A 24608-nucleotide genomic window follows, 5' to 3' on the forward strand; every position below is an offset into this window, starting at 1 on the left:
GAAAGGGATTCCGCTCGTCCCATTGAGCAAAGCGTGCACGGAGCGATCAGGCCACCCGCCGTTCCAACGCCACAGCGGCCTCGTCCATCAACTGCGCGATGATCTCGCTGACTGGCTCTTCCTTGGTGACCATGCCGACCGACTGACCCGCCATGAGCGATCCGCCCTCGATGTCGCCGTCGATCACTGCCCGTCGCAGCGCCCCCGCCCAATAATGTTCGATCTGCAACTGCGCCTCACTCATATCCACCGCGCCACTGTCGAGCAGGTTGGCGACCTCACGCTGCTTGGCGGTGAAGGCTTCGGTGCCCGTATTCTTCAGTGCGCGAACCGGAATGACGGGCAGGCGCGGATCGATCTGCACGCTGGCGATGGCATCACGGGCAGACGCGCGGAAGAAGGCCTTCTTGAAATTGGGATGCGCGATGCTCTCTGCCGCGCAGGCAAAGCGGGTGCCGAGCTGTACCCCGGCCGCGCCCATTTCCAGATAGGCCGCGATCGCCTCGCCCCGGCCGATGCCGCCCGCGACGAATACCGGCACTTGGCTCGCCATTTCGGGCAGGATTTCCTGCGCCAGAACGCTGGTCGCGACCGGGCCGATATGGCCGCCCGCTTCCATCCCCTCGACCACCAGAGCATCTACGCCGGAGCGAACCAGCTTCTTCGCCAGGCTCAGCGCCGGGGCGAAGCAGATGAGCTTCGCGCCATTGGCCTTGATCGCCTCAATGCTGCCCTTGGGCGGCAGGCCACCGGCCAGCACGACATGCCCCACACCATGCCGTGCGCACACATCGATCAGCTCAAACAGCTGCGGATGCATGGTGATGAGGTTCACACCAAAAGGCTTGTCCGTCAGCGCATTGGTCGCCGCAATTTCCTTGTCGAGCAACTCGGGCGTCATCGCGCCGCAGGCGATCACCCCGAACCCGCCCGCATTGGAGATGGCCGCGACCAGGTTGCGCTCCGACACCCAGCTCATTGCCCCGCACATGATCGCGACCTCACAGCCGAGAAATTCGGCGCCGCGGGCCATCAGGGAAGCGAGTTTGGCGTTGGTCATAATCATGTCCCTAGAATCACAAAGCCCCTCCCCTTCAGGGGAGGGGTTGGGGTGGGGCATCGCCCCAACCGCTATTCTGTGGGGACAAGCCCCACCCCTGGTCCCTCCCCTGAAGAGGAGGGAAGAAAAGGTCAAGCGACCGGCGCGTCCAGCCCATAGGCTGTGTGCAGCACGCGCACCGCCAGTTCGGTCTCGTCCTCGTCGATCAGCACGCTGACCTTGATCTCGCTCGTCGAGATGGCGAGGATATTGATGCCGCGATCCGCCAGCGACTGGAACATGGTCGAAGCAACGCCCGCATGGCTCTTCATGCCGACGCCGACGACGCTGATCTTCGCGACCTTCGTGTCGGGGATCACGCGGTTGAAGCCGATCGCTTCCTTCTGGCTCTCCAGCACGTCCAGCGCGCGGGCCAGGTCAGCGCCCGGCACGGTGAAGGTCACGTCCGTCTCGCCCTTGTCGCGGCCGACATTCTGGATGATCATGTCGACGTTGATCGCCGCATCGGCCAGCGGACCGAAGATGTGCGCCACCGCGCCCGGACGGTCCGGCACGCGGGTCAGGGTGATCTTCGCCTCATTCTTGTCATGGGCGATGCCGGTGATGAGCTGACGTTCCATCTTGTCTTCCTTGAGCTTGGCTTCCAGTTCCTCTTCGCTGACGATCAGCGTGCCGGGGAGGTCCTGCTGGGTGGGATCATCGAAGGAGGAAAGCACCTGCACGACCACGCCTTCCTTCATGGCGAGGCCGACCGAGCGGGTCTGGAGCACCTTGGCCCCGACCGAAGCCAGTTCCAGCATTTCCTCATAGGTGACGAGGTCGAGCTTGCGCGCCCGCGCCACAATGCGGGGATCGGTCGTATAGACGCCATCGACGTCGGTATAGATGTCGCAGCGATCGGCCTTGAGCGCCGCCGCTACCGCGACCGCCGAAGTGTCAGACCCGCCCCGACCCAAAGTCGAGATACGGCCATCCTCCATCATGCCCTGGAAACCGGGAATCACCGCCACGGTGCCACCGCGCATCGACGACAGCAGGTCGATCGTGTGGATTTCCCCGATGCGCGCCTTGGCATGCGCTTCGTTGGTGCGGATCGGAAGCTGCCAGCCGAGCCAGCTGCGCGCGTCCACACCCATGGCCTTCAGCGTCATGGCAAGCAGGCCGCTCGTCACCTGCTCGCCGGATGCGACGACCACATCATATTCGGCCGGATCGTAAAGCGGCGAGGCTTCCTTGCAGAAACCCACCAGCCGGTCGGTCTCGCCCGCCATGGCGGACACGACGACGGCGACTTCATGGCCCTGTTCCACTACATGTTTGACGCGCGCGGCCACGTTGCGAATTCGCTCCATCCCCGCCATGGAGGTGCCGCCGAATTTCATCACGATGCGCGCCATTTGCCTGTCGAACCTGCCTGCTGATCTGGAAAAAGCTCTGCCCTCGGGGGCAAAAACGGCGCCGCTATAGCAGCAGCGGCGAATATGGCAAGCAAAGGGAACTCGGCCCCGCCGTCGCTCATTCCTTTCCGACGAAGGAATGGAGGACGCCATGGACGGAAGCATCTGGGCGCTGGTGACGATCGGTGGACCGATCCTGCTCGGCATCGTGCTTATCTATGTGATGATGAGCAACAGGCGGCACAGGACGCCGGAGGAACTGGCGCGCACCGAAGCCGCGACGCGCGAATTGCACCGTCAACTCGATGCGGAAGACAAATATCTCGATGGCGAAGGACCGCCGCCGCGCAACAAGTAAATGTCCGTGGCGCGGCGACGCGGAGATTGTTAGTCAGCCCCATGGCAAACACAACTTCCAGCACGATCGACCCACGCGAAGCGGCGCATTTCGGCGCCATGGCCGCGGACTGGTGGGACCCCAATGGCAGCAGCGCCATGCTGCACAAGCTGAACCCCCTTCGCCTGCGCTACGTCCGCGATGCAATCGACCGTCACTGGCTGGCCGACGAAAGCAGCTTTCGGCCACTTGAAGGAAAGCGCGCGCTCGACGTTGGATGCGGCGCCGGTCTGCTGACCGAACCCTTGGCGCGGCTAGGGGCCACGGCGACAGGATTGGACGCGGCAGAAGAAAATATAGCCGTCGCCCGCACCCACGCCGCAGGCCAGGGCTTGTTGATCGATTATCAGGCGACCCCGGTCGAACAGATCGATGCAAGCGGCTTCGATCTGATCACCTCTATGGAGGTGGTCGAACATGTCACCGATCCGGCACAGTTCATAAAGGCGCTCGCGGCCAAGCTCGCGCACGGCGGCTTGCTGATCATGTCCACGCCCAACCGCACGCCATTGTCGCGCCTCGCGATGATCGGCATCGGGGAAAGCATCGGCGGCATTCCAAAGGGAACGCATGATTGGGGTAAATTCCTGACCCCCGAGGAGCTTTCGCGCATGGTCACCGATGCTGGACTGGAGGTCACGGACGTTACGGGTCTTTCCTTCGATCCGCGCAAGGGCTTCGTCCTCTCGTCCAACAAGGCGATCAACTATCTCCTGACCGCCCGTCACCCAGCGGGCTAACCGGCGGCCCTGCATCCTGCTCAGCAAAGCCGGTCACCAACCCCTTGCCTCGCGCGCGTCCACCGCTCATCATCCTCCAATAAGCAAGGAGAGGCATGATCGATGGACGATCCCAAAGGCGTGACCATATGCGGCCGAACCGTGCCCTTCCCCAAATCCATCAGCCCGCAGGCGCGCGCCTTCCTTGCGTCCTTGGTGGGGCCTGACGGTCTGCCCTTGAACGCCATGCCACAGCCAGCGCCCGATGATCTGGAAGGCTGGGCCAAATCCAAGGAAACGGCTGGCAAGTTCATGACGGACCTCTCGTCCGCCTTGTCGCCTCATCTGCGTTCAAGCGTAGAAAGCATCGAAGTGGCGGGCGTCCGCGTCCATCTGGCGACCCCTGCCGACCCTTTTCCAGACGACCGCGTCTATCTCGACATACATGGCGGCGGGCTCGTCCATGGCGAAGGCGAATTTTGCCGGACAGGCGCGCGCCGCGTCGCCGACCAGCATGGCGTTTCCTGCTATGCCGTGGATTACCGCATGCCGCCCGAACATCCCTATCCCGCACCGCTGGACGACTGCGTCGCGGTCTATCGGGAGCTTCTGAACCAATATGCGCCGGAGAATATCATCATCGGCGGCGCTTCGGCGGGCGGCAATCTGGCTGCCGCGGCGGTGCTGCGCGCTCGCGACGAGGGCTTACCCCTACCCGCCGCCGTGATACTGCTGACACCGGAACTGGACCTCACCGAAACCGGCGACAGTTTCGAAACCAATCAGTTGGTGGACGTCATGCTGCCCAGGCCGCTGATGAACGCCAATCTCCTTTACGCCGCCGGGCACGACTTGGCCGACCCCTATCTCTCACCTTTGTTCGGCGACTTTTCAGCAGGCTTCCCGCCCACCTTCCTTCAAGCGGGAACGCGCGACCTGTTCCTGTCCAACGCGGTCAGGATGCACCGCGCACTCCTGCGCGCGCGCGTGCCTGTCGAACTGCACATCTTCGAAGGCATGCCCCATGGTGGCTTCGGCGGCAGCACAGCGGAAGACCTCGAACTGTCGAGCGAGCTACAGCGCTTCGTACGGGCTCATTGGGGAGCAACACCCCAAAGCGGTTGAACCTGTGACGCAACCCGTCAGGAGATGACCGCCTCGGCTCTCGCCACCAGCGCCTTGGCTTCCTCGACATGCATGCTCTCGATCATGCGTCCTTCAAAGCGCTCCGCCCCGCCGGTCGCCGCTTCGATCAGCCGCCGCGCATCCGCCACCGCCTGCGCATCCGGCCCGAACACCTGGTTTGCGACAGGCACCTGACTCGGGTGGATCAGCGTCTTGCCATCGAAGCCGATCGCATGGCCCGCGGCGCACTCCGTTTCGAATCCCGCCTCGTCATCCAGCCGGTTGAACACGCCGTCGAACACCGCGATACGTGCCGCACGGGCGCTCAGGATCACGGACTGCAGCGCGAAGGATAACCCTTCCCGTCCGGCCGATGGCGGAATGCCCAGATCCTGCCGCAGGTCATTGGTGCCCATGAACAGGCCGGCAGCCCCCTCTGCCGAAGCGATCGACGCGGCGGCAATCACCCCTGTGGCGCTCTCGATCATGGCGATGATCGGCTTTTGGCAGACGCTGAAAACGTCCTTCACCTGCTTCAGGTTCTCGACCTTGGGCAGCACGACATAATCAGCGCGCGACCGCTTGATCGCGACCATTTCCGGCCCGTGCCAAGGCGTGCCTTCCACATTGATCCGGACCGCGCACAGCCGCCCGCCGAAACCTTCGCCCGCCGCTTCGATCGCATTGGCCCGCGCCTCTTCCTTCCGGTCATCGGGCACGGCATCTTCCAGGTCGAGGATCACCATGTCGCACGGCAAGGTGCGCGCCTTGGTGATCGCCCGCCTGTTCGATGCGGGCAGGAACAGCAGCGATCGGGCGTGGCGCAGCAACATGGCAAATCTCCTGGATCGGCCGATCGGCCTGGTGACGGTTTGACTTTTCCCGTTAACGATTCCGCGTCATAGTCAAGTTTCTTAGGGGGAGAAAATGATGCTGACGACCTTTGCGCTGACGGTGACGTTCCTAGTGCTCTTCTACCTGGCCGTAAGCGTCAAGGTGGTGCGCCAAGGCTATCAATATACCATAGAACGCTTCGGCCGCTTTACCGAGGTGGCGCGCCCCGGCCTCAATTTCTACCCCGCCTTTTTCTACGCGGTTGGCCGCAAGATCAACATGATGGAACAGGTCGTCGATATTCCGGGCCAGGAGATCATCACCAAAGACAATGCCATGGTGTCTGTCGATGGCGTGGTGTTCTTCCAAGTGCTGGACGCGGCCAAGGCGGCCTATGAAGTGTCGGAGCTCTATGTCGCCATCATGCAGCTTGCCACCACCAACCTCCGCACGGTCATGGGCTCCATGGACCTGGACGAAACCCTGTCCAAACGCGACGAGATCAACGCCCGCCTGCTATCGGTGGTCGATCACGCGACCAACGCCTGGGGCATCAAGATCACGCGCGTCGAGTTGAAGGACATCCGCCCGCCTGCCGACATCGTCAACGCCATGGGCCGCCAGATGAAGGCAGAGCGCGAAAAGCGCGCGCTGATCCTCGAATCCGAAGGACTTCGCGCCTCCGAAATCCTGAAGGCGGAAGGTCAGAAGCAAAGCCAGATCCTGGAAGCCGAAGGCCGCCGCGAAGCCGCCTTCCGCGACGCCGAAGCCCGCGAACGCGAAGCCGAGGCCGAAGCCAAGGCGACGCAAATGGTCTCCGACGCCATCGCCAACGGCAATGCGCAAGCCATCAACTATTTCGTCGCCCAGAAATATGTCGAAGCGGTGAGCCAGTTCGCCAACTCGCCCAATGCCAAGACCATCCTCTTCCCCGTAGAAGCGACGCAGCTCATCGGCACGCTGGGCGGCATCGGCGCACTAGCCAAGGAAGCATTGGGCGACGGCAATACTCCGCCCGCACCCCCCGCCCCGCCCCGCCGCAGCCCCTTCGCCCAAGGTCAAGGCTGATGGACTGGCTCGGCATGCTGGACGATCATTGGGGCTGGCTGGTCTTCGCCGCGTTGCTCGGCGTGGCAGAGGTCCTGATGCCCGGCGTGTTCCTGATATGGGTCGCACTGGCTGCGGCGGTGACCGGCCTCATAGCGCTGCTCCTGCCGGTGTCAGTCCCTGTCCAGCTGCTGATCTTCGCCCTGCTCTGCCTCCTTTCGGTCTGGGGCGGCCGACGCTGGTACGCCGCCAATCCGGTCGCGTCGCAGGACCCAATGCTCAACGACCGCACCGCCCGGCTCGTGGGAGAGATCGTCACCGTCGTCGAACCCATCGACAACGGCCGCGGCCGAGTAAAGGTGGGCGACAGCGTCTGGTCCTGCCGCGGCCCAGATGCCCCCGCTGGCACCCGCGTGCGCGTAGTGGGGGCCGATGCGTCGGTACTGAAGGTTGAGTTGGCCTGACACTATTTTCGGGTCACGTAACGCACAGCCTCCCCTCCCGCTATGCCAGCGAAGGCTGGTATCTCCCGAGCGCTCATTCCTATTGATCCCCGCGTCCACTGGGACGACGGGGAATGGGTGGGCAGGAGATTGACGGCTTTTGCGCCGCGTTCCGCCTAATCCAGACATAAGGGAGGCTCAACCTTTCGGCGAGCGCCCATACGCGGCAAAGGTATCCACCTCCGGTTGGTATTCGCCGGACATGATCAGTATTTGGTAGATCGCGGCACGCGGCACATATTCATCGTCGAGCTTCAGCGCCTCTTTTAGAACGGCTAGCGTAGTGTCACTCTTTGCGCCGATATGAGTAAGTGCATTCACCACTTGAAGCTTTACCCGGAGGGAGGCGGTTCCTTCCAGGAGGCGGAGCAAGATGCTTTCTGCTCTTGAGATCGACCCTACATAGCCCATCGCCTCGGCGAGAGCGACGCGGACCTGAGCAGATGGCTCAACCTCAAGTCGGGCTTGCAACGCTCCCGTTGCTGGCGAAGCACTCGCGCCCAGCATCGCTAGGGCGTTTGCATTCCAGTAGCGCACCACCTCGTTCCGGTCGTTAAGGCCCGCTACGAAAGCGGAAAGATTGCCAGCGTCGCGACTGGCCGCCTTCGCGCCCAAAGCCATCAGGGAGCGCAGCGGGTACGCACCGGCCCTCCGGCTCGATGAATAGCCCTCCAGCGGTGAACCTTCCGGTATGAAGCCATTGTCGTTGATGGCCAGCATATGTTGGTCAAGAGCAGTCCTCAGTTCCTTAAGTTTTTCACGGCCGCTGGGATGAGCTGCCAAATTGCTCAGCTCGTGTGGATCACTGGAGAGGTCGTAGAGTTCCTCGAACGGGCGCGGCTTGAAGAAGCGCGCCTGTTCCTCGGTCAGCCGGCCCGCCAGATATTCACGCTCCAGAGACTGATAACTTTTCGCTTGCCACTCATAGGCTCCGTGCTGACCCGAGGGAAGGTGAGGAAGATAATTGCGGGTATAGCGCCATCGGCCGTCGGTCACTGAGCGGACAAAATCGTAGCGCTCGTCCATGCGGTTGCGCATGCCAAAGGCATAGCGGGGGAGGGAGGCGCCCTTCACCAGCGGGCGACCTTCCATCTGTGAAGGCACCAAATGCCCCGCAATACGCAGGATCGTCGGCGGCAGGTCCATCAGGGTCACCGGCGCGGTAAGGGCCTGACCGGGACCAGCGGGCGCCCAATGTTGCCATTTGGGCGGATAATAGGCGACCAAAGCCACTCGCAGTCCGGCGTCGGAGCAATATCGTTTCGATTTGGGAAGGCAGCCACCATTGTCTGAATAATAAAAGACGATCGTGTCCTCGCTGAGGCCCGCTGCTTCGAGAGCGGCAAGATGCTTGGCGACTTGGCCGTCCATCTTCTCGATCAGATTATAATAGCTCGCGATATCGAGGCGCGCTTCAGGCGTGTCTGGCAGGTGCGGAGGCACCGTAACATCTTGCGGTGTCAGTCGACCTGCCGTAGCCCGGAACATCTGAGATTCATGCGTCGTCATGAAGTTGAAGATGCTGAAGAAGGGCTTTCCCTCCGGCCGGTTCGACCAGTGGGCTTTGCTGCCGTTATCGTCCCAGATAGCCTTCTCGTCTATCTCGCAGTTGTAATCCGTCTTGAAATTGTTCGTGGTGTAGTAGCCCGCCTCTCGCATGAATTCGGGCGTCGTGCGCCACCCCTCGGGCAGCTTCGCTTGAGCGCGCATATGGTTCGCCGGGGCATTTCCTTCGGGCGAAGCCCCGGTGATAAGCGCGTAGCGAGACGGAGCACATACCGGCGCGGTAGAATAGACGTTGCGAAAGAGGACACCTTTGGCTGCAAGTGCATCGATCGCCGGTGTGTGGGCCAGCCAGTCACCATAGGCTCCAATAAAGGGATTATTATCCTCGCTGACCAGCCACAAGATGTTCGGACGAGGCGTGGGCTTGGGGCGAGTGCCGATAGCGGGCGCTGCAATGCCGAACGCTGCGGTTGCGGCCATCAGCCCCCTACGCGAAATATCGACCATGTTCACTCCTGCGTCTAGTAGCAGGTCCAGCGTTGCGATGCTTACGCGGATGCAGTCTGGATATGTAGCAGACCGCCTGCTCAACTAGCGATCAATAGGAAGGGCACCAAGGCAATGCAAATTAAAGGACGGAATCGTTCTTTAATATCAGCGTGATTGTCTTCTTTCGGCGATGCACACGGGCCGATAAAGGTCCGTATGTGGTCGCTAATAGACGCCTCCAAACAAAAAGGGCCAGCGTCGCCGCCAGCCCTTTCGTTCTTCCCATTATCAGCAGCGATCAGCCGACAAACGCCCGCTCGATCACGAAAGCGCCCGGCGCGGCGTTAGAGCCTTCCACAAAGCCTTCGCCCTCGAAATAGGCGGCGAACTGCTTGATCATCTCCATGCTGCCGCACATCATGATGCGGTCAGTCTCGGGATTGAACTTCTTGTCGCCCGAAATGCCTTCGAACAGCGCACCGTTTTCGACCAGCTTGTCGATCCGCACATTGTTGCGGAACGCTTCGCGGGTGACAGTCGGTACGTAATGGAACTGGTTGGCCGCCTGTTCGGACACCAGCGGGTCTTCCGCCAGCTTGCCTTCCAGTTCGTCATGAAATGCAAGATCGCTGACCCGGCGAACCGAATGGACGACCACTACTTCCTCATAAAAGTCATAGACGTCCGGATCACGCGCCAGGCTGAGGAAGGGCGCAAGGCCCGTGCCCGTGGACAGCATGAACAGCCGCTTGCCCGGCAGCAGTGCGTCGGTGACGAGCGTGCCGGTCGGCTTGCGGCCGAGATAGATTTGGTCGCCGGGCTGGATCAGCTGCAGCTTGGAGGTCAGCGGACCGTCCTGCACCTTGATCGACAGGAACTCCAGTTCCTCGTCCCAGGCGGGGCTGGCCACCGAATAGGCGCGCAACAGCGGCTTGCCATTGTCGCCCTGCAAGCCGATCATGACGAACTCGCCCGAACGGAAGCGGAAGCTCGCCGGGCGGCTGATGCGGAAGCTGAACAGATGTTCGTTCCAGTGCCGCACCGACAGCACGGTTTCCACGCTCAGGGCGCCGGTCGGTTCCAGCACCGGCTTTTCGATCGTCACGTCGCTCAAAACCTTCGTCTCCTGCCAAATCCAATCCGCCAACGTCCCGGCTGAGACGCTAGTTGCGTGGCTTTCGCAATAAGTGATGGAGCGCGAAATGCCTTTTCACCCCGCCAAAGGCAAGGTGAAAAAACTTGTCCCCTCGATAGCTGACGATCATGGCCTGCCCGCACAGGGCAGAAGTTCAGCCGAACAGGCCCTTGGCGAGGCGGCTGAGTTCACCGAAGGGATTGCCGTCGCCATCGCGGTCAAACAGCCCGCCGATCTTGCTCATCACCGCTTCCGGCCCGCCAAACTGCGCGAACAATTCCTGCAGCTTGTCCGCCGACACGCCATGTTCTGCAGCCGTGGTCGCCAGAGCCGCCACATCCGTCTCGCCGGACGCGATCTTGCCACCGATCTCCGACAGGAGCGCCTGCATCTGCTCGGCCGACACGCCAAGCTTGGCGGCAACCGCCTCCAGCCCGCCCACAGAATTCAGAAGTTGGTCTAACATGGCCGTGATCCTATCGTACTTTGCGCCAGAATAGCATCGCGCGGCCGCCGCCGAAAGCAAAAGAGCCGACGGGTGCGCCCCGCCGACTCCTGCATTATTTTGAAGCCGCTTGGCGCGTCAGGCTGCGGTCAGGGCCGCCTGGCGCACCGACGCATCGACATGCTCTTCAAACTGGGCGAAATTATCGACAAACTGCTTCACCAGCTTGGCTGCGGTTTCGTCGTAAGCCGCCTTGTCGGCCCAGGTCGCACGCGGGTCGAGGATCGTGGTATCAACGCCCGGAACCGCCACCGGAACCTGGAAGCCGAAGTTCGGATCGGTCCGGAATTCGGCATTGTTCAGGCTGCCGTCCAAAGCCGCATTGAGCAGCGCGCGTGTGACCTTGATCGGCATGCGCTTGCCAACGCCATATTTGCCGCCAGTCCAGCCGGTATTGACCAGCCAGCAGGTGACGCCGCCCTTATTGATGCGTTCCTTCAGCAAATTGCCATAAACCGACGGATGACGCGGCATGAACGGCGCGCCAAAGCAGGTGGAGAAGGTCGCGGTCGGCTCGGTCACGCCGATCTCGGTGCCCGCGACGCGCGCGGTATAGCCGGACAGGAAGTGATACATCGCCTGATCCGGCGTCAGCCGCGAAATCGGGGGCAACACGCCATAAGCGTCCGCGGTCAGGAAGATGATGTTCTTCGGCACCGGACCCAGATTCTTTTCCGACGCGTTCGGGATGAAGTCGATCGGATAAGAGCCACGGCTGTTTTCAGCGAGGCTGTTGTCGTCCAGGTCGATCTCGCGCGTGTCCTCGTCGATGACGACGTTTTCCAGAACCGTGCCGAACCGCTTGGTCGTCGCGAAGATCTCGGGCTCCGCTTCAGCCGACAGGTTGATCATCTTGGCATAGCAACCGCCTTCGAAGTTGAAGACGGCGGTATCCGACCAGCCATGCTCATCGTCACCGATCAGCGTGCGGCTGGCATCGGCCGACAGCGTGGTCTTGCCCGTGCCCGACAGACCGAAGAAGACGGCGGTGTCGCCATCAGGGCCGATATTGGCCGAGCAGTGCATCGGCATCACGCCCTTGGTCGGCAGCAGATAGTTCAGAATGCCGAAAACGGACTTCTTCATCTCGCCGGCATATTTGGTGCCGCCGATCAGGATCAGCTTTTCGCTGAAATTGACGGCGATCACGGTCTCGCTGCGCGTGCCGTGACGGGCCGGATCAGCTTGGAAGGTCGGCAGGTCGATGATCGTATATTCGGGCGCAAAACCGCTCAGTTCGTCCTGGCGAGGACGCACAAGCAGCGTTCGGATGAAGAGATTGTGCCACGCCAGTTCGTTGATGACGCGCACCTTGACGCGATGTTCGGGCTGCGAGCCGCCGAACAGGTCAGCGACATAGAGCTTGTCCTTCTGGCCCAGCGCCTTCAGGAAATCTGCCTTGAGCGCAGCGAAATGCTCTGGCGTCATCGGGACGTTCGTCTTGCCCCACCAAACGGTGGATTCGGTTTCGGCGTCCTTGACGATGAACTTGTCGCTGGCCGAACGGCCCGTGTGCTTGCCCGTCTTGACCACCAGCGGGCCATCTTTCGACAGGATACCTTCGCCATTGGCGATTGCAGCTTCAACGAGCGGCGCGGTGCCAAGATTCCAATATTGTTCAGCGTTCGTCGAAATGCCCTGCTGATCCAGGGTGATAGAGGATTTGGCCTGCACGCCTTAGCTCCTGATGTGATAATCCCGGTTCGCCAGCAACAACCGCTCGCAACCGATCCGCCCCTCAGCGCCGCGATCCCTTTGCGCGGCGTCATTCTTGCAGATTGGAGGGGCAATAAGCTTTTGCACCCCCAGCGTCAAACCCCGGCGACGAGCCGATTATCCCAAATTAAGAGGCGAAAACCGCATTTACCGCTTCCTACCCCTTTCTTGCGGGCGGCGCGGGCATCGTCTAACGCTTGAAAGGACGGCCTTGATATAGGGGCCACGACCTTTGGAAAGACGCATGACGCCAACCATCGCCCTTGTGGATGATGACAAGAATATCCTGACCTCCGTATCCATCGCGCTGCAGGCCGAAGGCTTCCTGACGCGCCTCTATTCCGACCCGGAGGCGGCACTGAAGGCGCTTATCGACAATCCTGCCGATCTTGCGGTCTTCGATATCAAGATGCCGGGCATGGATGGGCTGGAACTACTGCGCCGCCTTCGGGAAAAGAACCATATGCCGGTGATCTTCCTGACGTCCAAGACGGACGAACTGGATGAAGCGCTTGGTCTTGCCATGGGCGCGGATGACTATATCGCCAAGCCCTTTTCCCAGCGCCTGCTGATCGCCCGAATCCGTGCCATTCTCCGCCGTTCGGAAGCGAACCGCATGCCCGAATCCGCTGACGAGCCTGCCGCCGACCCGATCGTGCGCGGGCGCCTGGAAATGGATCCGGCTCGTCATCGGGTGAAATGGACGGGGCAGGACGTCACGCTCACCGTCACGGAATTTTTGATCCTCGAAACCCTTGCGATGCGTCCCGGCGTGGTCAAAAACCGCAACCAGCTGATGGACGCCGCTTATCAGGATGACGTCTATGTCGACGACCGCACCATCGACAGCCACATCAAGCGTCTCCGCCGCAAATTCCGCGAGGTTGACCCTGAATTCAACGCAATCGACACCCTCTATGGCGCCGGATATCGCTTCTCGGAAGAATGATTCGCGCGACACGGGGTTGCGCTGGTCTGGCCGCATCAGCCTGACCCCGCGCATCCTTGCGGTCAACGTGTTCGCGCTGGCCCTGCTGGCGGGCGGCTTCTTCTATCTGGACAGCTATCGCACGCGCATCGTCGATGCACGCCTGGAGCAATCCGCGCGAGAGCTGAAGCTGCTCGCGATTGGGCTGGAAACCGCTCCGCCCGATCGGCAGGACCGCCTGATCGCCGCCTATGCCCGGCAGACTGGCGACCGGGTCCGCCGCTATGGACGCGACGGCCAATTGATCGCCGACAGCTTCACCATGGACGCTCCGCGCTATCGCCTGCGCCTGCCATCGGAAGAAGGGTGGCAGCGCCATGTCGCCCGCTTCCTGGACAAGGCTGTCGATCGCATTGTGTTCGCCGACCGGCCCGCCAATTTCGAAGAGCCTGCAAAGGATCAGGCGTACGCTTGGCCCGAATTGGTGCTGGCGCGCAAGACGGGTCGCCCCCAGGCGATGAACCGCTACGCCCCTGATCGCACCTTCATGATTTCGGCTACTGCTGAGGTGAAGGACGGTAGCAGCCTTCTCGCCACCGAAAATGCACGCGACATCACCCGGATCGTCAGGGCCGAGCGATTGCGGCTGGGTATCGTCATCGCCGCTGCGGTGCTGGCGTCGGTACTCCTCTCGCTCTTCCTTGCCCGCACCATAGTGCAGCCGCTTCAACGCCTTGCTCGCGCCGCCGTCCGCGTTCGTCTCGGCCGCGCGCGCGAGGTAACGGTGCCGCGCCTGCCCGAGCGGCGTGACGAGATCGGCATGCTGGCGCGCGCGCTCTCCGACATGAGCCATGCGCTGCGCCAGCGCATCGACGCCACCGACGCGTTCGCCGCCGATGTAAGCCATGAACTGAAGAACCCGATCGCCTCGCTGCGCTCCGCTCTCGATGCGCTCGACCGGGTTGATAAGCCGGAGCTCCGGGCTCAGCTCATGGCCATCGCCCATGATGACGTGCGTCGATTGGACCGCCTGGTCACCGACATCGCCGAAGCCTCCCGCATCGACGCTCAGTTGTCCCGCACCCGCTTCGAACCGATCGATCTCGGACTGTTGATTGAACGGATGGTGGTCGCCCGCGAAGCGCGGGGCGTTCCCCGGGGCATCCGCCTCGCCTTCGCCCGTCCGCGCAAGGATGTCGCCGTCGTGCTGGGCGAGGAGCAGCGGCTGATGCGCGTGCTCGACAATCTGATCGACAACGCCATCTCCTTCTCGCCCGACGGCGGCCTCGTCCAGATCGTTGCCACGGTCGCCGACCATGAAGTGCTGGTCAGCGTCGAGGATGAAGGACCCGGCGTTCCCGAACCGCAGCGGGAACATGTCTTCCGCCGCTTCCACAGCGTCCGTCCGGAGACGGAAAGTTTCGGCAAGCATTCGGGCTTGGGCCTCGCCATAGCGCGCTCCATTGTCGAAGGACATCAGGGCAAAATCAGCATCGCCGACCGCGAAGACAATCAGAGCGGCGCCTGCTTCATGCTGCGCTTGCCCATGGGCGTGGAGCGCGATCCTGGCATTGTCTCGGAATAGGACGTCTGCACCGCCAAATTTTTTGACGCGATGGCCCCAGCGTCCCTTCAATTCGTTTCCCACCAGCCCGGACAAGGTCTAAGAAGAGAGTGGGTATGGTGCGGGAAGAAACAAGCGAAACATTGCACGCGACGAGCGTCGCCATCGGCGGGCGCGCGGTGCTGCTGTGCGGGCCGAGCGGCATGGGTAAGTCGGACCTCGCCCTGCGCCTCATCGACCGCGGCGCCATCCTGGTCAGCGATGATTATACCCTGCTGAAATGGGTCGATGGGCGGCTGGAAGCCACCGCGCCGCAGACCATCACCGGCAAGATGGAAGTACGCGGACTTGGCGTGGTGGACATGCCTTGCATAGATTATGCCCGCGTGGCCCTGATCGTCGATCTGTCCGATGACATCGACCGCATGCCGGCCGATCCGGAAAAACGTGTGATCGCTGGCGCAAAGATACCGGTGGTGCGCCTCGCCGCGCTTGAACCCTCCGCCCCAATCAAGGTCGAACTGGCGCTCAAGACGGTGGGCCTCGCGTGAACGCGCCAACTCCCAAGACCATCCTCCTCGTTTCCGGCCTCTCCGGCGCAGGCAAGACGACTGCGCTCAAGACGCTCGAGGACATGGGCTGGGAAGTTGTGGACAACCTCCCTCTCCTCCTCCTCGAACGGCTGCTCGACACGCCAGTGCCCGCAGGCCACGAGGAGCTCGACGATCGCCCGCTGGCGCTGGGCATCGACGCGCGCACCCGGGGCTTCGACGCTCAGGCGATTGTGCAACGGATAAAAGCGCTACGCACCCGCCGCGGGCATGATGTCGAAACGCTCTTCCTCGATTGTTCCGACATGGAGCTGGAACGCCGCTTCGCCGAAACCAGACGCCGCCATCCGCTGGCATCGGATCGCCCCGCGGCGCACGGCCTTGCGCGCGAACGCGAACTCACCGATCCGCTGCGGCGCTGGGCTACCCATGTCATCGATACGACCAGCCTGACCAGCAACGGCCTGCAGCAGGAGATCCGCAACCGCTTTTCTCGCGATGGCCTGTCCGCGCCGGTCCTGACGATCATGTCCTTCGGCTTTTCGCGCGGCGTTCCGCTCAACGCCGATCTCGTCTTCGACATGCGCTTTTTGCGCAATCCCCATTGGGAACCCGACTTGCGGCCAAAGACCGGCCTCGATGCGGATGTGTCAGCCTATATCGTGGACGACCCCGCTTATGAGGAATCGCTCAGCCGTATAGAGGAATTGCTGGCCCTGCTGCTCCCGCGATATGCTGACAGCGGTAAAAGCTATGTCACGGTTGCTTTCGGCTGCACCGGCGGGCGTCACCGATCGGTCCATGTTGCCGAACGCGTAGCCAAATACTTGCAAGACGCGGGCTTTTCGCCCACGGTCTCGCACCGCAATATGGAATCAGCGCCGCAGGACAGCCTGGAGAAGCGCGAACCGGGAGGCCCGAAAGCACAATCATGAAACAAGTTGGGCCGGCAAATAAATGATTGGACTGGTACTCGTCACCCATGGGTCGCTTGCGACGGAATTTGTCGTGGCGATGGAGCATGTGGTCGGTCCGCAGCAGCAGATCGAAACCATCTGCATCGGTCCGGAAGATGATATGGAAGTGCGCCGCGCCGACATCGCCTCTGCGGTCGCGCGTGTGAATGACGGATCGGGCGTCATCCTGCTGACCGACCTGTTCGGCGGCACTCCCTCCAATCTCGCCATATCATTGTTGAAGGCGGGTGAGATTGAGGTCATTGCGGGCATCAACCTGCCCATGCTCATCCGCTTGGAAAGCGCGCGCAAGGTGATGGACGTGCGCCAGGCCGTCGCCGCGGCGCGGGAAGCGGGGCAGAAATATATCAGCGTTGCATCGGAACTATTGGGTAGCACTACATGAGCGAAATCAGCCAGGAAGTCCGGATCAGCAACAAGCGCGGCCTTCATGCCCGCGCCAGTGCGAAATTCGTGACCTTGGCAAGCGGCCTCCCCGCACAGATCACCGTGCGCAAGGATGGCAGCGAAGTGACCGGCACGTCCATCATGGGCCTGATGATGCTGGGCGCGGCGTTGGGCGATTCCATCGTCATCAGCGCCACGGGGCCGGAAGCGGCGGATTCTCTAGGCAAGCTGGTAACGCTGGTCGAAGATAAGTTCGGCGAAGAATAAACCTTTTACCACCCGCCCCGGCTCGATAGAGAGGCCGCTTCGTTCCCCAACAGGAAGCAAGGCGCAAGTGGCACGCGAAATCACCGGATTTTCCAACCCGCTGGTGAAGCGCGTCCGCAGCTTGCGTGAAAAGAAGTTCCGTAAGGCTGAAGGGCTCTTCCTGGCCGAAGGGCTACGCATACTGACCGAAGCGCGCGAGGAAGGCGTGCTGCCGGAGATGCTTTTCCATGCAGGTTCCAGCCACCCCCTCGCCGCCGAGCTGATCGCCGCCATGGAGGACGCCGGGTCGGACGTCATCGAAACAACGCCCGACATTCTCTCCAAGATTTCGGGCAAGGACAATCCGCAGGCAGTCGTCGGCGTCTATCGCGACCAGCTGACCCCCTTGGCCAAGCTCGACCGGACCAAAGCGGATATCTGGTTCGTCGCCCAATCGCTGCGCGATCCCGGCAATCTCGGCACCATCCTGCGCACCGGCGACGCGGTCGGCGCGGGCGGGCTCATCCTGATCGATGATTGCGTTGATCCTTTTTCGGTGGAGTCCGTGCGGGCGAGCATGGGCGCGCTCTTCACCCAGTCGATCACCCAGGCACGCTGGAGCGAGTTCATGCACTGGCTGCGCGAAGGCCCGGGTGAACTGATCGGCACCAGCCTCAAGGCCACGCATGATTATCAGGAGCCACGCTATCAGAGCCCAAGCTTCCTGCTCGTCGGCAATGAAGCCCAGGGCCTGCCGGAAGCCTATGAGGCCGAATGCGACCTGCTGGTGAAGATGCCGATGCTCGGCAAGGCCGACAGCTTGAACGCTGCCGTCGCCTGCGCCGTGATGGCTTATGAACTGCTCAACCAGAAACGAAAGACATGACAATGGCGCGAGGGGGCGTGCGGGCAATGGAAGCAGCTGTTGGGGAAACGGGCGGAATCGATGCGATGCTGCGCCACAGGCGGGTGCTGGCGGCCAGCCTGATCGGCACGGCGGTCGAATTCTACGACTTCTACATCTACGCGACCGCGGCCAGCCTGGTGTTCGGCCCCCTCTTCTTCCCCGCCACGTCGCCTTCCGCGCAGTTGATGGCGGCCTATGGCAGCCTCGCCCTCGCCTTCTTCGCGCGGCCCCTGGGCGCGGCGGTGTTCGGCCATTATGGCGACCGGATTGGGCGCAAGGCGACGCTCGTCACCTCGCTGATGCTGATGGGCGGGTCGACTTTGGCGATCGGATTCCTGCCGACCTATCAGATGATCGGCTGGTGGGCGCCGCTGATCCTCTGCATCCTGCGCTTCGGCCAGGGTTTTGGCCTCGGCGGCGAATGGGGCGGCGCGGCGCTGCTGGCGGTAGAAAATGCGCCGCCCGGATGGCGCGCGCGTTTCGGCATGTTCCCCCAGCTGGGCGCCCCCGTCGGCTTCCTCGCCGCCAACGGCCTGTTCCTAGTCCTCGGCATGTTCCTTACCGACAAGGATTTCTTCGCTTGGGGCTGGCGCCTGCCCTTCCTCGGCAGCGCGGTGCTGGTGTTCTTGGGCCTGTGGGTGCGGCTCAAGCTCACCGAGACGCCGGAATTTGCCGCCGCCCAAGCCGAAGCCCCGCCGCCCGCCGTACCGCTTGCCGCGCTTTTTTCCGGCCATCTTGGCGCGGCGGTCGCGGGCACCTTCGCGGTCGTCGCCTGCTTTGCGGTCTATTATATCGCGACCGCCTTCGCCCTCGGCTACGGCACCACCACGCTCAAGATCAACCGCGAGACCTTCCTCGCCATTCAGCTGGGCGCGATCCTGTTCATGGCGCTCAGCATCATCATCGCCGGCTGGTGGGCGGACAAGACCAGCCCGACCCGCGTGCTGGTCGTCGGCTGCATCGGCACGGTGGCGATGGGCGTGATCTTCGGCCCCGCCATGGGCACCGGGCAATTGCTGCCGATCTTCCTGATCCTCAGCCTCGCGCTGTTCCTGATGGGCTTCGTCTATGGCCCGCTCGGCGCCTATCTGCCGCACCTCTTCCCGGTGCAGCTGCGCTATACCGGCGCCTCCTTCAGCTTCAACCTGGGCGGCATCATCGGTGGCGCACTGGCGCCGATCGTAGCCACCTGGCTGATTCAGGTGCAGGGGGTCGAGCTGGTCGGCCTCTATATGTCGGCGGCGGCGGCGATCAGCCTCGGCGGACTGTGGTTTACGAGCCGGAAGCCAGCCTGACCCGCGCGCCAGCGGCCCAGCTGGCCTGGTGGTTGGCGGACGCTCCCCCTAGAACCCATTCCGTTCGAGTAGGCTTCGAGCTTGTCGAGAAGCCGTATCGAGAACATGTTGGGTAGCGCCATTTTCTCGACTTCGGTTCTCGACAGGTTCGGACCTCCGCTCGAACCGAAGGGGAATTTAATTACGCCAGCCGTTGGTCATAGCCCCCAAACAGAAAAAGGCGGCGTCCCACCGGACACCGCCTTTCCCTTTTCATGTCCCGTCAGCGACAGGAACCGAAGATCAACCCTCGGTGCGGACGTCGCGGCGCTCGGCGATGCGAGCGCGCTTGCCGGTGCGGCCGCGCAGATAATAAAGCTTCGCACGACGCACGACGCCACGACGGACGACGGTGATCGAATCGATGTTCGGCGAATAGAGCGGGAAGACGCGTTCCACACCCTCACCGAACGAAATCTTGCGCACGGTGAAGTTGCTGCCCATGCCCTTGTTCGAGCGGGCGATGCAGACGCCTTCATAATTCTGGACGCGGCTACGGTCACCTTCGATGACCTTCACGCCGACGCGCAGCGTATCACCCGGACGGAATTCCGGAATATCCTTGGCGAGAGCCGCGATATTCTCGGCCTCGATCTGCTGGATCAAGTTCATGATCTTAGTCCTGTTTTTCGCGTTGCGCACCAGAGGGCGGCTGGTCCCGAACGCCGATATGACGTTCCCAAAGGTCCGGCCGCCTTAGCCGTGTGTCATCCTCCGCCCTTTGTTTCCGCCAGGCGGCGATCTTCGCATGATCCCCCGATCGCAACACTTCAGGGATCGTGCGCCCTTCCCATTCAACAGGTCGGGTATAGTGCGGATATTCGAGAAGGCCGCTTTCGAAGCTCTCTTCATCCCCACTTGAAGCCGCGCCCATTACTCCGGGAAGCAAGCGAATGCAAGCATCCAGCAGCATCAACGCGCCCATCTCTCCGCCGGACAGAATGATGTCACCCATGCTGATCTGCTCGACCGGGCGAGCCTCGAAAATACGCTCGTCAAAGCCTTCGAACCGGCCGCATAGCAGGGTCGCACCGGGGCCGGCGGCCAACTCGCGCACGCGGGCCTGCGTGATCGGCGCGCCGCGCGGCGTCATGGCGATGACGGGCAGGTCGGGGCCTGTCTCCAACGCCTGATCAATGGCTAGGCCAAGGATGTCGGCGCGCAGCACCATGCCTGCGCCACCACCCGCAGGCGTATCATCAACGGTCCGATGCTTATCCGTGGCAAAGTCGCGGATGTGGATAGGATCGCAGCTCCACTTGCCCTCGGCCAGTGCACGCCCCGCGAGCGACACGCCAAGCGGGCCGGGAAACATCTCCGGGTAGAGGGTCAGTATCTGCGCGCGAAAGTTCAAGCCTTACGCGCCTTGAGCCATGCCCCCGCCATGCCGCCGAGCAGCGAGACCCCTCCTCCGACGATCAGGGCAATGCCGATCGCGCGCAGCAGGTCGGCGAAAGGTCGCTCGGGGTGCATCAGCGAGGGCAACAGGAAGAACATCGGAATGGGGATGATCAAAGCGATCGCTGCGGCGATCTTCAAACCGCGCGACCAAGCCATGGTAAAAAGCCGCCACCCGGCGGCAACCATCAGAAGCAGATAGAGAGCAGCAAGAATTTTCGGCATCAGTTCGACCTGCTGTCAGACGGCAAAAGCGGCATCGATGACGGCCTGCTCGTCCGTGATGGTCACGGCGTGCATCGGCACCATGAAGCGCTTGCCCTTTTTCCCATCCGCCGCTGGCCGCTCGACCTCGATGATGTCACCCGCGCCGAAATTCTCGACCGCGACGATATGGCCCAGCCCTTCGCCCTCGGTGGACGAACAGGGAAGGCCGATCAGGTCAGCATGATAATACTCGCCCTCCCCCAAGGGAGGAAGAGCAGACCGCGGCACCGTAAGCTCGGTCCCACGCAGGGCTTCGGCCAAGGAGCGGTCGCCAATCTCGGCAAATCGCGCGACGGCGCCGTTCGGGCCGGGGCGCACCGACTTCAAGGTCAGCGTGCGCCCCGCCGCATCGAAGCTCCCATAGGATTTAAGGGCCTCAGACCCCTCTCCAAAGAGCTTCAGACGGACGTCGCCCGCCACCCCATGAGCGCCGATGACGACGGCGAGAGTGACGGGCTTGTCAGTCAAGGGGTTCAGCCCTCGGCCTGCTCTTCGGCAGCAGCAGCTTCGGGAGCAGCTTCTTCAGCGACCGGAGCTTCTTCCACGGCCGGAGCGGCAGCGGCTTCAGCAGCGGCGGCCTTGGCAGCTTCAGCAGCTTCGGCGGCTTCCGCAGCCTTGGCAGCACGGTCTTCGGCGCGATCCTTGGCCTTCTGGCCCGGCTCAGCCTTGTTCGGGTTGTTGCGGGCAGGACGTTCCTTCACGCCAGCGGCGTCGAGGAAGCGTGCAACGCGGTCGGTCGGCTGGGCACCGGCGGCAACCCAATGCTTCGCGCGCTCGACGTCCAGAACGACGCGCTTTTCGTCGCCCTTGGGCAGGACGGGGTTGTAGCTGCCGATGCGCTCGATGAACTTGCCGTCACGCGGCGCGCGGCTGTCGGCCACGACGATGCGGTAATAGGGACGCTTCTTGGAACCACCGCGCGAAAGACGAATGGACGTTGCCATGGATACCTGACCTTACCTTTCTGACTTGATATAATTAATTGAAAACGCTTATTTCTTCATGAAATTTTGAAATCCGGGCGGAAGATTGGGCATGTTGCCGCCCAGCCCCGGCAGTCCCTGTGGAGGCGCGCCGCCACCGCCCAGCATGCCGTCAAGGCCACCCCCGGTGAACATCTTGGCCAGCCCCTTGAGACCGCCCATCTTGCGGATTTTCTTCATCGCCGTTTCCATCTCCTGATGCATTTTCAGGAGCTTGTTGACTTCCTGCACCGTGGTGCCGGAGCCCTTGGCGATACGTATCTTGCGCTTGGCGTTGATCAGCGCGGGCTTCTCGCGCTCCTTCAGCGTCATCGATCCGATCATTGCGTCGAGATGGATCAGCGTCTTGTCGTTCGCGCCGCTATTGGCCATCGCCTGTTGCGCCTTCTTGAGGCCGGGCAACATACCGGCGAGCGCACCCAGACCGCCCATGCGACGCATCTGGTTGAGCTGCGAACGCAGGTCGTTCATGTCGAACTGACCTTTGGCCATTTTCTTGGCGAGCTTGTCGGCTTCCTCGGCGTCGATGCTCTCGGCCGCTTTCTCGACCAGCGAGACGACGTCGCCCATGCCCAGGATGCGCTGCGCGACACGCGCCGGATGGAAGGGCTCGATCGCGTCGAGCTTTTCGCCAGTGCCCGCGAACTTGATCGGACGGCCGGTAACCGCGCGCATCGACAGCGCCGCACCACCGCGCGCATCGCCGTCCATGCGGGTCAACACCACGCCGGTCAGCGGCACCTGCGCGGTAAAGCTGGTCGCGACATTGACTGCGTCCTGGCCGGTCAACGAGTCGACCACCAGCAGGATTTCCGCCGGGTTGGAGACTTGGGCGACCGCCTTCATCTCGTCCATCAGCGCCTGATCGACGTGCAGACGGCCGGCGGTGTCGAGCATCACCACATCGAAGCCCTGGAGCTTCGCGGACTGGAGCGCCCGCTTGGCGATCTCGACCGGCTGCTGGCCCGGCACGATCGGCAGGGTCGCCACATCGGTCTGGGTGCCCAGCACCGCCAGCTGCTCCTGCGCAGCCGGGCGCTGGACGTCGAGCGACGCCATCAGCACCTTCTTGCGCTCTTTTTCCTTAAGGCGCTTGGCGATCTTCGCGGTGGAGGTGGTCTTACCGGAGCCCTGAAGGCCGACCATCATGATGACCGCAGGCGGGTTCACATCGATCAGCAGCTCGGACGTTTCAGCGCCCAGCGTTTCGGTGAGCGTGTCCGAGACGATCTTGACGACCATCTGCCCCGGAGTGACCGATCGCAGCACATCGCTGCCAACCGCTCGCTCGGTCGCCTGATCGACGAACTGACGGACGACGGGAAGCGCGACGTCGGCTTCGAGAAGCGCGATTCGCACCTCGCGCATCGCGGCGCGGACATCGTCCTCCGTCAGCGCACCGCGCCCACGCAGCTTGTCGAATACCCCACTGAGACGATCGCTTAGCGAATCGAACATCATCACCTCATTTGGGCCGAAAAGCCCGGAAAACTGCGCCTACCCCGCAAAACGACAAAATCGCCGGCGGGCGAAAACTCGCCGGCCAGCGTCCATCCGGTGCTCCCCTATGAGCGCCATGGATCTGTCAGGGTATCGGACGGCAAGCCGCCTGATTGCGAGGAGGCCTTTAGCGCATGGTGGGTCAGGACGCAACTATCCGTTCCCTTGTCACCCCGGGCTTGACCCGGGGTCCCGCTTTCTTGCTTCTCCACTGCAGCAGTCGAATGAAGCTGGACCCCGGATCAAGTCCTGGGTGACGGAAGTTGGCAAAAATCCGGTCAAGCGCTGCTCTGGCCTTTTCCCCCCGCACCCCCTACATGCGCGCGCATTATGGGACGCTTTTCAAAGATGCACGGCCTCGGCAACGATTTCGTCGTGATCGACGCGCGCGAGGCTACGCTCGACATGACCCAGGCGCGCGCGCAGGCGATTGCCGACCGTCACGCCGGGATCGGCTGCGACCAGCTGATCCTGATCGGCCAGTCGGACCGTGCCGATGTCTCTATGCGCATCTTCAACAGCGACGGCAGCGAAGTGGAAGCGTGCGGCAACGCCACCCGCTGCGTTCCCCTGTTCGTCGGGCGCGACGTGCTGATCGAAACGAAGGCCGGGCTGCTCGATGCAAAGGGAGTCGAAGGCGGCGCAAGCGTCGATATGGGCCAGCCCCGGCTGGAATGGGACGCCATCCCCCTCGCCTACGCCATGGATACGCTGGCTATGCCGGTCAGCTGGGAAGACCTGCCCGCGCCAGTTGCCGTCAATGTCGGCAACCCGCACGTCATCTTTTTCTGTGACGATATGAACGGTGTGAACTTCGAGCGTTTGGGACCGATGATCGAGACCGATCCGCTGTTCCCCGCGCGTGTAAATGTGAACTTCGCGCAGGTCGTAGGCGAGAACCACATCCGCCTGATCGTCTGGGAACGGGGGGCAGGATTGACCCGCGCGTGCGGCACGGGCGCCTGCGCAACAGCGGTAGCAGCGGTGCGGCGCAAGCTGGTGAGCGGACCGACTCGGATCACCTTGCCCGGCGGCGATCTGCTGATCGAATGGGCTCCGGGCGGCTCGATCCGCATGACAGGCCCTGCCACTCATGTCTTCGATGGCGAGGCTGACTGGGCGCGCTTTTGAAG

Annotated in this window: 27 protein-coding genes; 14 read left to right on the forward strand and 13 right to left on the reverse strand. The window is 62.5% G+C overall.

Annotation, left to right across the window (positions count from 1 at the left end):
* Window positions 1-46: 46 nt before the first annotated feature.
* Together ACFO3E_RS03890 and ACFO3E_RS03895 are read right to left on the reverse strand one after the other, a co-directional pair.
* Window positions 47-1060, reverse strand: coding sequence for an NAD(P)H-dependent flavin oxidoreductase (locus tag ACFO3E_RS03890; protein ID WP_066528666.1), 1014 nt, complete (start codon window positions 1058-1060; stop codon window positions 47-49).
* Between the two features lie 131 nt (window positions 1061-1191).
* Complete coding sequence (locus ACFO3E_RS03895; RefSeq protein WP_380802629.1) at window positions 1192-2457, reverse strand: aspartate kinase; 1266 nt, start codon at window positions 2455-2457, stop codon at window positions 1192-1194.
* A 151-nt stretch (window positions 2458-2608) separates the two neighbouring features.
* Here ACFO3E_RS03895 and ACFO3E_RS03900 point away from each other — a divergent pair, with 151 nt between their 5' ends.
* From ACFO3E_RS03900 to ACFO3E_RS03910, 3 genes are all read left to right on the forward strand, one after another.
* The gene (locus ACFO3E_RS03900; protein WP_225870572.1) at window positions 2609-2815 is read left to right on the forward strand and encodes a hypothetical protein; all 207 of its coding nucleotides are present in this window, start codon (window positions 2609-2611) and stop codon (window positions 2813-2815) included.
* Window positions 2816-2856: 41 nt separating this feature from the next.
* On the forward strand, window positions 2857-3594 hold the full coding sequence (ubiG, locus tag ACFO3E_RS03905; protein WP_380802632.1) for a bifunctional 2-polyprenyl-6-hydroxyphenol methylase/3-demethylubiquinol 3-O-methyltransferase UbiG: 738 nt from the start codon (window positions 2857-2859) through the stop codon (window positions 3592-3594).
* Window positions 3595-3696: 102 nt separating this feature from the next.
* On the forward strand, window positions 3697-4698 hold the full coding sequence (locus tag ACFO3E_RS03910; RefSeq protein ID WP_380802633.1) for an alpha/beta hydrolase: 1002 nt from the start codon (window positions 3697-3699) through the stop codon (window positions 4696-4698).
* A 17-nt stretch (window positions 4699-4715) separates the two neighbouring features.
* Here ACFO3E_RS03910 and ACFO3E_RS03915 read toward each other — a convergent pair whose 3' ends face one another.
* The gene (locus ACFO3E_RS03915) at window positions 4716-5531 is read right to left on the reverse strand and encodes an HpcH/HpaI aldolase/citrate lyase family protein (RefSeq protein ID WP_380802636.1); all 816 of its coding nucleotides are present in this window, start codon (window positions 5529-5531) and stop codon (window positions 4716-4718) included.
* A gap of 97 nt (window positions 5532-5628) precedes the next feature.
* Here ACFO3E_RS03915 and ACFO3E_RS03920 point away from each other — a divergent pair, with 97 nt between their 5' ends.
* On the forward strand, window positions 5629-6600 hold the full coding sequence (locus ACFO3E_RS03920) for an SPFH domain-containing protein (RefSeq protein ID WP_380802736.1): 972 nt from the start codon (window positions 5629-5631) through the stop codon (window positions 6598-6600).
* Window positions 6600-7043: an NfeD family protein gene (locus ACFO3E_RS03925; RefSeq protein ID WP_380802638.1), complete on the forward strand. Its 444-nt coding sequence runs from the start codon at window positions 6600-6602 to the stop codon at window positions 7041-7043. The genes ACFO3E_RS03920 and ACFO3E_RS03925 overlap by 1 nt, the downstream gene beginning before the upstream one ends.
* A gap of 177 nt (window positions 7044-7220) precedes the next feature.
* On the opposite strand, the gene ACFO3E_RS03930 is transcribed toward ACFO3E_RS03925, so the two are convergent.
* From ACFO3E_RS03930 to ACFO3E_RS03945, 4 genes are all read right to left on the reverse strand, one after another.
* A complete protein-coding gene (locus tag ACFO3E_RS03930) occupies window positions 7221-9179 on the reverse strand; it encodes a sulfatase-like hydrolase/transferase (RefSeq protein ID WP_380802640.1) in 1959 nt (652 codons plus the stop codon).
* A gap of 196 nt (window positions 9180-9375) precedes the next feature.
* Complete coding sequence (locus tag ACFO3E_RS03935) at window positions 9376-10191, reverse strand: ferredoxin--NADP reductase (RefSeq protein WP_380802738.1); 816 nt, start codon at window positions 10189-10191, stop codon at window positions 9376-9378.
* Between the two features lie 175 nt (window positions 10192-10366).
* Window positions 10367-10678, reverse strand: a complete 312-nt coding sequence (locus tag ACFO3E_RS03940; protein ID WP_066524701.1) for a hypothetical protein — start codon at window positions 10676-10678, stop codon at window positions 10367-10369.
* Window positions 10679-10795: 117 nt separating this feature from the next.
* The gene (locus ACFO3E_RS03945) at window positions 10796-12391 is read right to left on the reverse strand and encodes a phosphoenolpyruvate carboxykinase (protein WP_066524702.1); all 1596 of its coding nucleotides are present in this window, start codon (window positions 12389-12391) and stop codon (window positions 10796-10798) included.
* 286 nt (window positions 12392-12677) lie between these two features.
* Between ACFO3E_RS03945 and ACFO3E_RS03950 the strand changes: the two genes are divergently transcribed.
* From ACFO3E_RS03950 to ACFO3E_RS03985, 8 genes are all read left to right on the forward strand, one after another.
* Complete coding sequence (locus ACFO3E_RS03950; RefSeq protein ID WP_380802642.1) at window positions 12678-13382, forward strand: response regulator; 705 nt, start codon at window positions 12678-12680, stop codon at window positions 13380-13382.
* Window positions 13351-14946 carry an ATP-binding protein gene (locus ACFO3E_RS03955; RefSeq protein ID WP_380802644.1) on the forward strand — a complete coding sequence of 532 codons (1596 nt, stop codon included), beginning with the start codon at window positions 13351-13353 and terminating at the stop codon, window positions 14944-14946. Before ACFO3E_RS03950 ends, ACFO3E_RS03955 begins: the two co-directional genes overlap by 32 nt.
* Before the next feature lie 95 nt (window positions 14947-15041).
* A complete protein-coding gene (locus ACFO3E_RS03960; protein WP_066528676.1) occupies window positions 15042-15476 on the forward strand; it encodes an HPr kinase/phosphorylase in 435 nt (144 codons plus the stop codon).
* Window positions 15473-16411, forward strand: a complete 939-nt coding sequence (rapZ, locus tag ACFO3E_RS03965; protein WP_066524706.1) for an RNase adapter RapZ — start codon at window positions 15473-15475, stop codon at window positions 16409-16411. The genes ACFO3E_RS03960 and rapZ overlap by 4 nt, the downstream gene beginning before the upstream one ends.
* Window positions 16412-16433: 22 nt before the next feature.
* A complete protein-coding gene (locus tag ACFO3E_RS03970; RefSeq protein WP_066524707.1) occupies window positions 16434-16838 on the forward strand; it encodes a PTS sugar transporter subunit IIA in 405 nt (134 codons plus the stop codon).
* On the forward strand, window positions 16835-17107 hold the full coding sequence (locus tag ACFO3E_RS03975; RefSeq protein WP_066524709.1) for an HPr family phosphocarrier protein: 273 nt from the start codon (window positions 16835-16837) through the stop codon (window positions 17105-17107). Before ACFO3E_RS03970 ends, ACFO3E_RS03975 begins: the two co-directional genes overlap by 4 nt.
* Before the next feature lie 67 nt (window positions 17108-17174).
* Window positions 17175-17972, forward strand: coding sequence for a TrmH family RNA methyltransferase (locus ACFO3E_RS03980; protein ID WP_380802649.1), 798 nt, complete (start codon window positions 17175-17177; stop codon window positions 17970-17972).
* Window positions 17973-17974: 2 nt separating this feature from the next.
* Window positions 17975-19288, forward strand: coding sequence for an MFS transporter (locus ACFO3E_RS03985; protein WP_380802740.1), 1314 nt, complete (start codon window positions 17975-17977; stop codon window positions 19286-19288).
* A 282-nt stretch (window positions 19289-19570) separates the two neighbouring features.
* Here the strand turns inward: ACFO3E_RS03985 and rplS are convergent, their stop codons facing one another.
* The 6 genes from rplS to ffh are packed head-to-tail and all read right to left on the reverse strand — an operon-like array spanning window position 19571 to window position 23436.
* Window positions 19571-19939, reverse strand: a complete 369-nt coding sequence (gene rplS, locus ACFO3E_RS03990) for a 50S ribosomal protein L19 (protein ID WP_066524712.1) — start codon at window positions 19937-19939, stop codon at window positions 19571-19573.
* A gap of 4 nt (window positions 19940-19943) precedes the next feature.
* Window positions 19944-20681, reverse strand: coding sequence for a tRNA (guanosine(37)-N1)-methyltransferase TrmD (gene trmD / locus ACFO3E_RS03995; RefSeq protein WP_066524714.1), 738 nt, complete (start codon window positions 20679-20681; stop codon window positions 19944-19946).
* On the reverse strand, window positions 20678-20950 hold the full coding sequence (locus ACFO3E_RS04000) for a hypothetical protein (protein ID WP_066524717.1): 273 nt from the start codon (window positions 20948-20950) through the stop codon (window positions 20678-20680). The genes trmD and ACFO3E_RS04000 overlap by 4 nt, the downstream gene beginning before the upstream one ends.
* Before the next feature lie 15 nt (window positions 20951-20965).
* Window positions 20966-21460: a ribosome maturation factor RimM gene (rimM, locus tag ACFO3E_RS04005; protein WP_380802653.1), complete on the reverse strand. Its 495-nt coding sequence runs from the start codon at window positions 21458-21460 to the stop codon at window positions 20966-20968.
* 5 nt (window positions 21461-21465) lie between these two features.
* Window positions 21466-21936: a 30S ribosomal protein S16 gene (rpsP, locus tag ACFO3E_RS04010; protein ID WP_066524720.1), complete on the reverse strand. Its 471-nt coding sequence runs from the start codon at window positions 21934-21936 to the stop codon at window positions 21466-21468.
* A 48-nt stretch (window positions 21937-21984) separates the two neighbouring features.
* Window positions 21985-23436 (reverse strand): signal recognition particle protein, encoded by a 1452-nt coding sequence (ffh, locus tag ACFO3E_RS04015; RefSeq protein ID WP_380802655.1) that lies wholly within the window; start codon window positions 23434-23436, stop codon window positions 21985-21987.
* 369 nt (window positions 23437-23805) lie between these two features.
* Between ffh and dapF the strand changes: the two genes are divergently transcribed.
* Entirely contained in the window at window positions 23806-24606 is an 801-nt protein-coding gene (gene dapF, locus ACFO3E_RS04020) for a diaminopimelate epimerase (protein ID WP_380802658.1), read from the forward strand.
* Window positions 24607-24608 lie beyond the last annotated feature (2 nt).

It is taken from the genome of Sphingobium tyrosinilyticum, assembly GCF_042654265.1.
Taxonomy (GTDB): domain Bacteria; phylum Pseudomonadota; class Alphaproteobacteria; order Sphingomonadales; family Sphingomonadaceae; genus Sphingobium; species Sphingobium tyrosinilyticum.

Coding starts and splice junctions, on each gene's coding strand:
- ACFO3E_RS03895 (WP_380802629.1), bottom strand. CDS start 2,457: ATGGCGCGCATCGTGATGAAATTCGGCGGCACCTCCATGGCGGGGATG.
- ACFO3E_RS03900 (WP_225870572.1), top strand. CDS start 2,609: ATGGACGGAAGCATCTGGGCGCTGGTGACGATCGGTGGACCGATCCTG.
- ACFO3E_RS03950 (WP_380802642.1), top strand. CDS start 12,678: ATGACGCCAACCATCGCCCTTGTGGATGATGACAAGAATATCCTGACC.
- ACFO3E_RS03975 (WP_066524709.1), top strand. CDS start 16,835: ATGAGCGAAATCAGCCAGGAAGTCCGGATCAGCAACAAGCGCGGCCTT.
- ACFO3E_RS03925 (WP_380802638.1), top strand. CDS start 6,600: ATGGACTGGCTCGGCATGCTGGACGATCATTGGGGCTGGCTGGTCTTC.
- ACFO3E_RS03955 (WP_380802644.1), top strand. CDS start 13,351: ATGGCGCCGGATATCGCTTCTCGGAAGAATGATTCGCGCGACACGGGG.
- rplS (WP_066524712.1), bottom strand. CDS start 19,939: ATGAACTTGATCCAGCAGATCGAGGCCGAGAATATCGCGGCTCTCGCC.
- ACFO3E_RS03940 (WP_066524701.1), bottom strand. CDS start 10,678: ATGTTAGACCAACTTCTGAATTCTGTGGGCGGGCTGGAGGCGGTTGCC.
- ubiG (WP_380802632.1), top strand. CDS start 2,857: ATGGCAAACACAACTTCCAGCACGATCGACCCACGCGAAGCGGCGCAT.
- ffh (WP_380802655.1), bottom strand. CDS start 23,436: ATGATGTTCGATTCGCTAAGCGATCGTCTCAGTGGGGTATTCGACAAG.
- dapF (WP_380802658.1), top strand. CDS start 23,806: ATGGGACGCTTTTCAAAGATGCACGGCCTCGGCAACGATTTCGTCGTG.
- ACFO3E_RS03910 (WP_380802633.1), top strand. CDS start 3,697: ATGGACGATCCCAAAGGCGTGACCATATGCGGCCGAACCGTGCCCTTC.
- ACFO3E_RS03920 (WP_380802736.1), top strand. CDS start 5,629: ATGCTGACGACCTTTGCGCTGACGGTGACGTTCCTAGTGCTCTTCTAC.
- ACFO3E_RS04000 (WP_066524717.1), bottom strand. CDS start 20,950: ATGCCGAAAATTCTTGCTGCTCTCTATCTGCTTCTGATGGTTGCCGCC.
- ACFO3E_RS03915 (WP_380802636.1), bottom strand. CDS start 5,531: ATGTTGCTGCGCCACGCCCGATCGCTGCTGTTCCTGCCCGCATCGAAC.
- ACFO3E_RS03960 (WP_066528676.1), top strand. CDS start 15,042: ATGGTGCGGGAAGAAACAAGCGAAACATTGCACGCGACGAGCGTCGCC.
- ACFO3E_RS03890 (WP_066528666.1), bottom strand. CDS start 1,060: ATGACCAACGCCAAACTCGCTTCCCTGATGGCCCGCGGCGCCGAATTT.
- rpsP (WP_066524720.1), bottom strand. CDS start 21,936: ATGGCAACGTCCATTCGTCTTTCGCGCGGTGGTTCCAAGAAGCGTCCC.
- ACFO3E_RS03985 (WP_380802740.1), top strand. CDS start 17,975: ATGGCGCGAGGGGGCGTGCGGGCAATGGAAGCAGCTGTTGGGGAAACG.
- ACFO3E_RS03970 (WP_066524707.1), top strand. CDS start 16,434: ATGATTGGACTGGTACTCGTCACCCATGGGTCGCTTGCGACGGAATTT.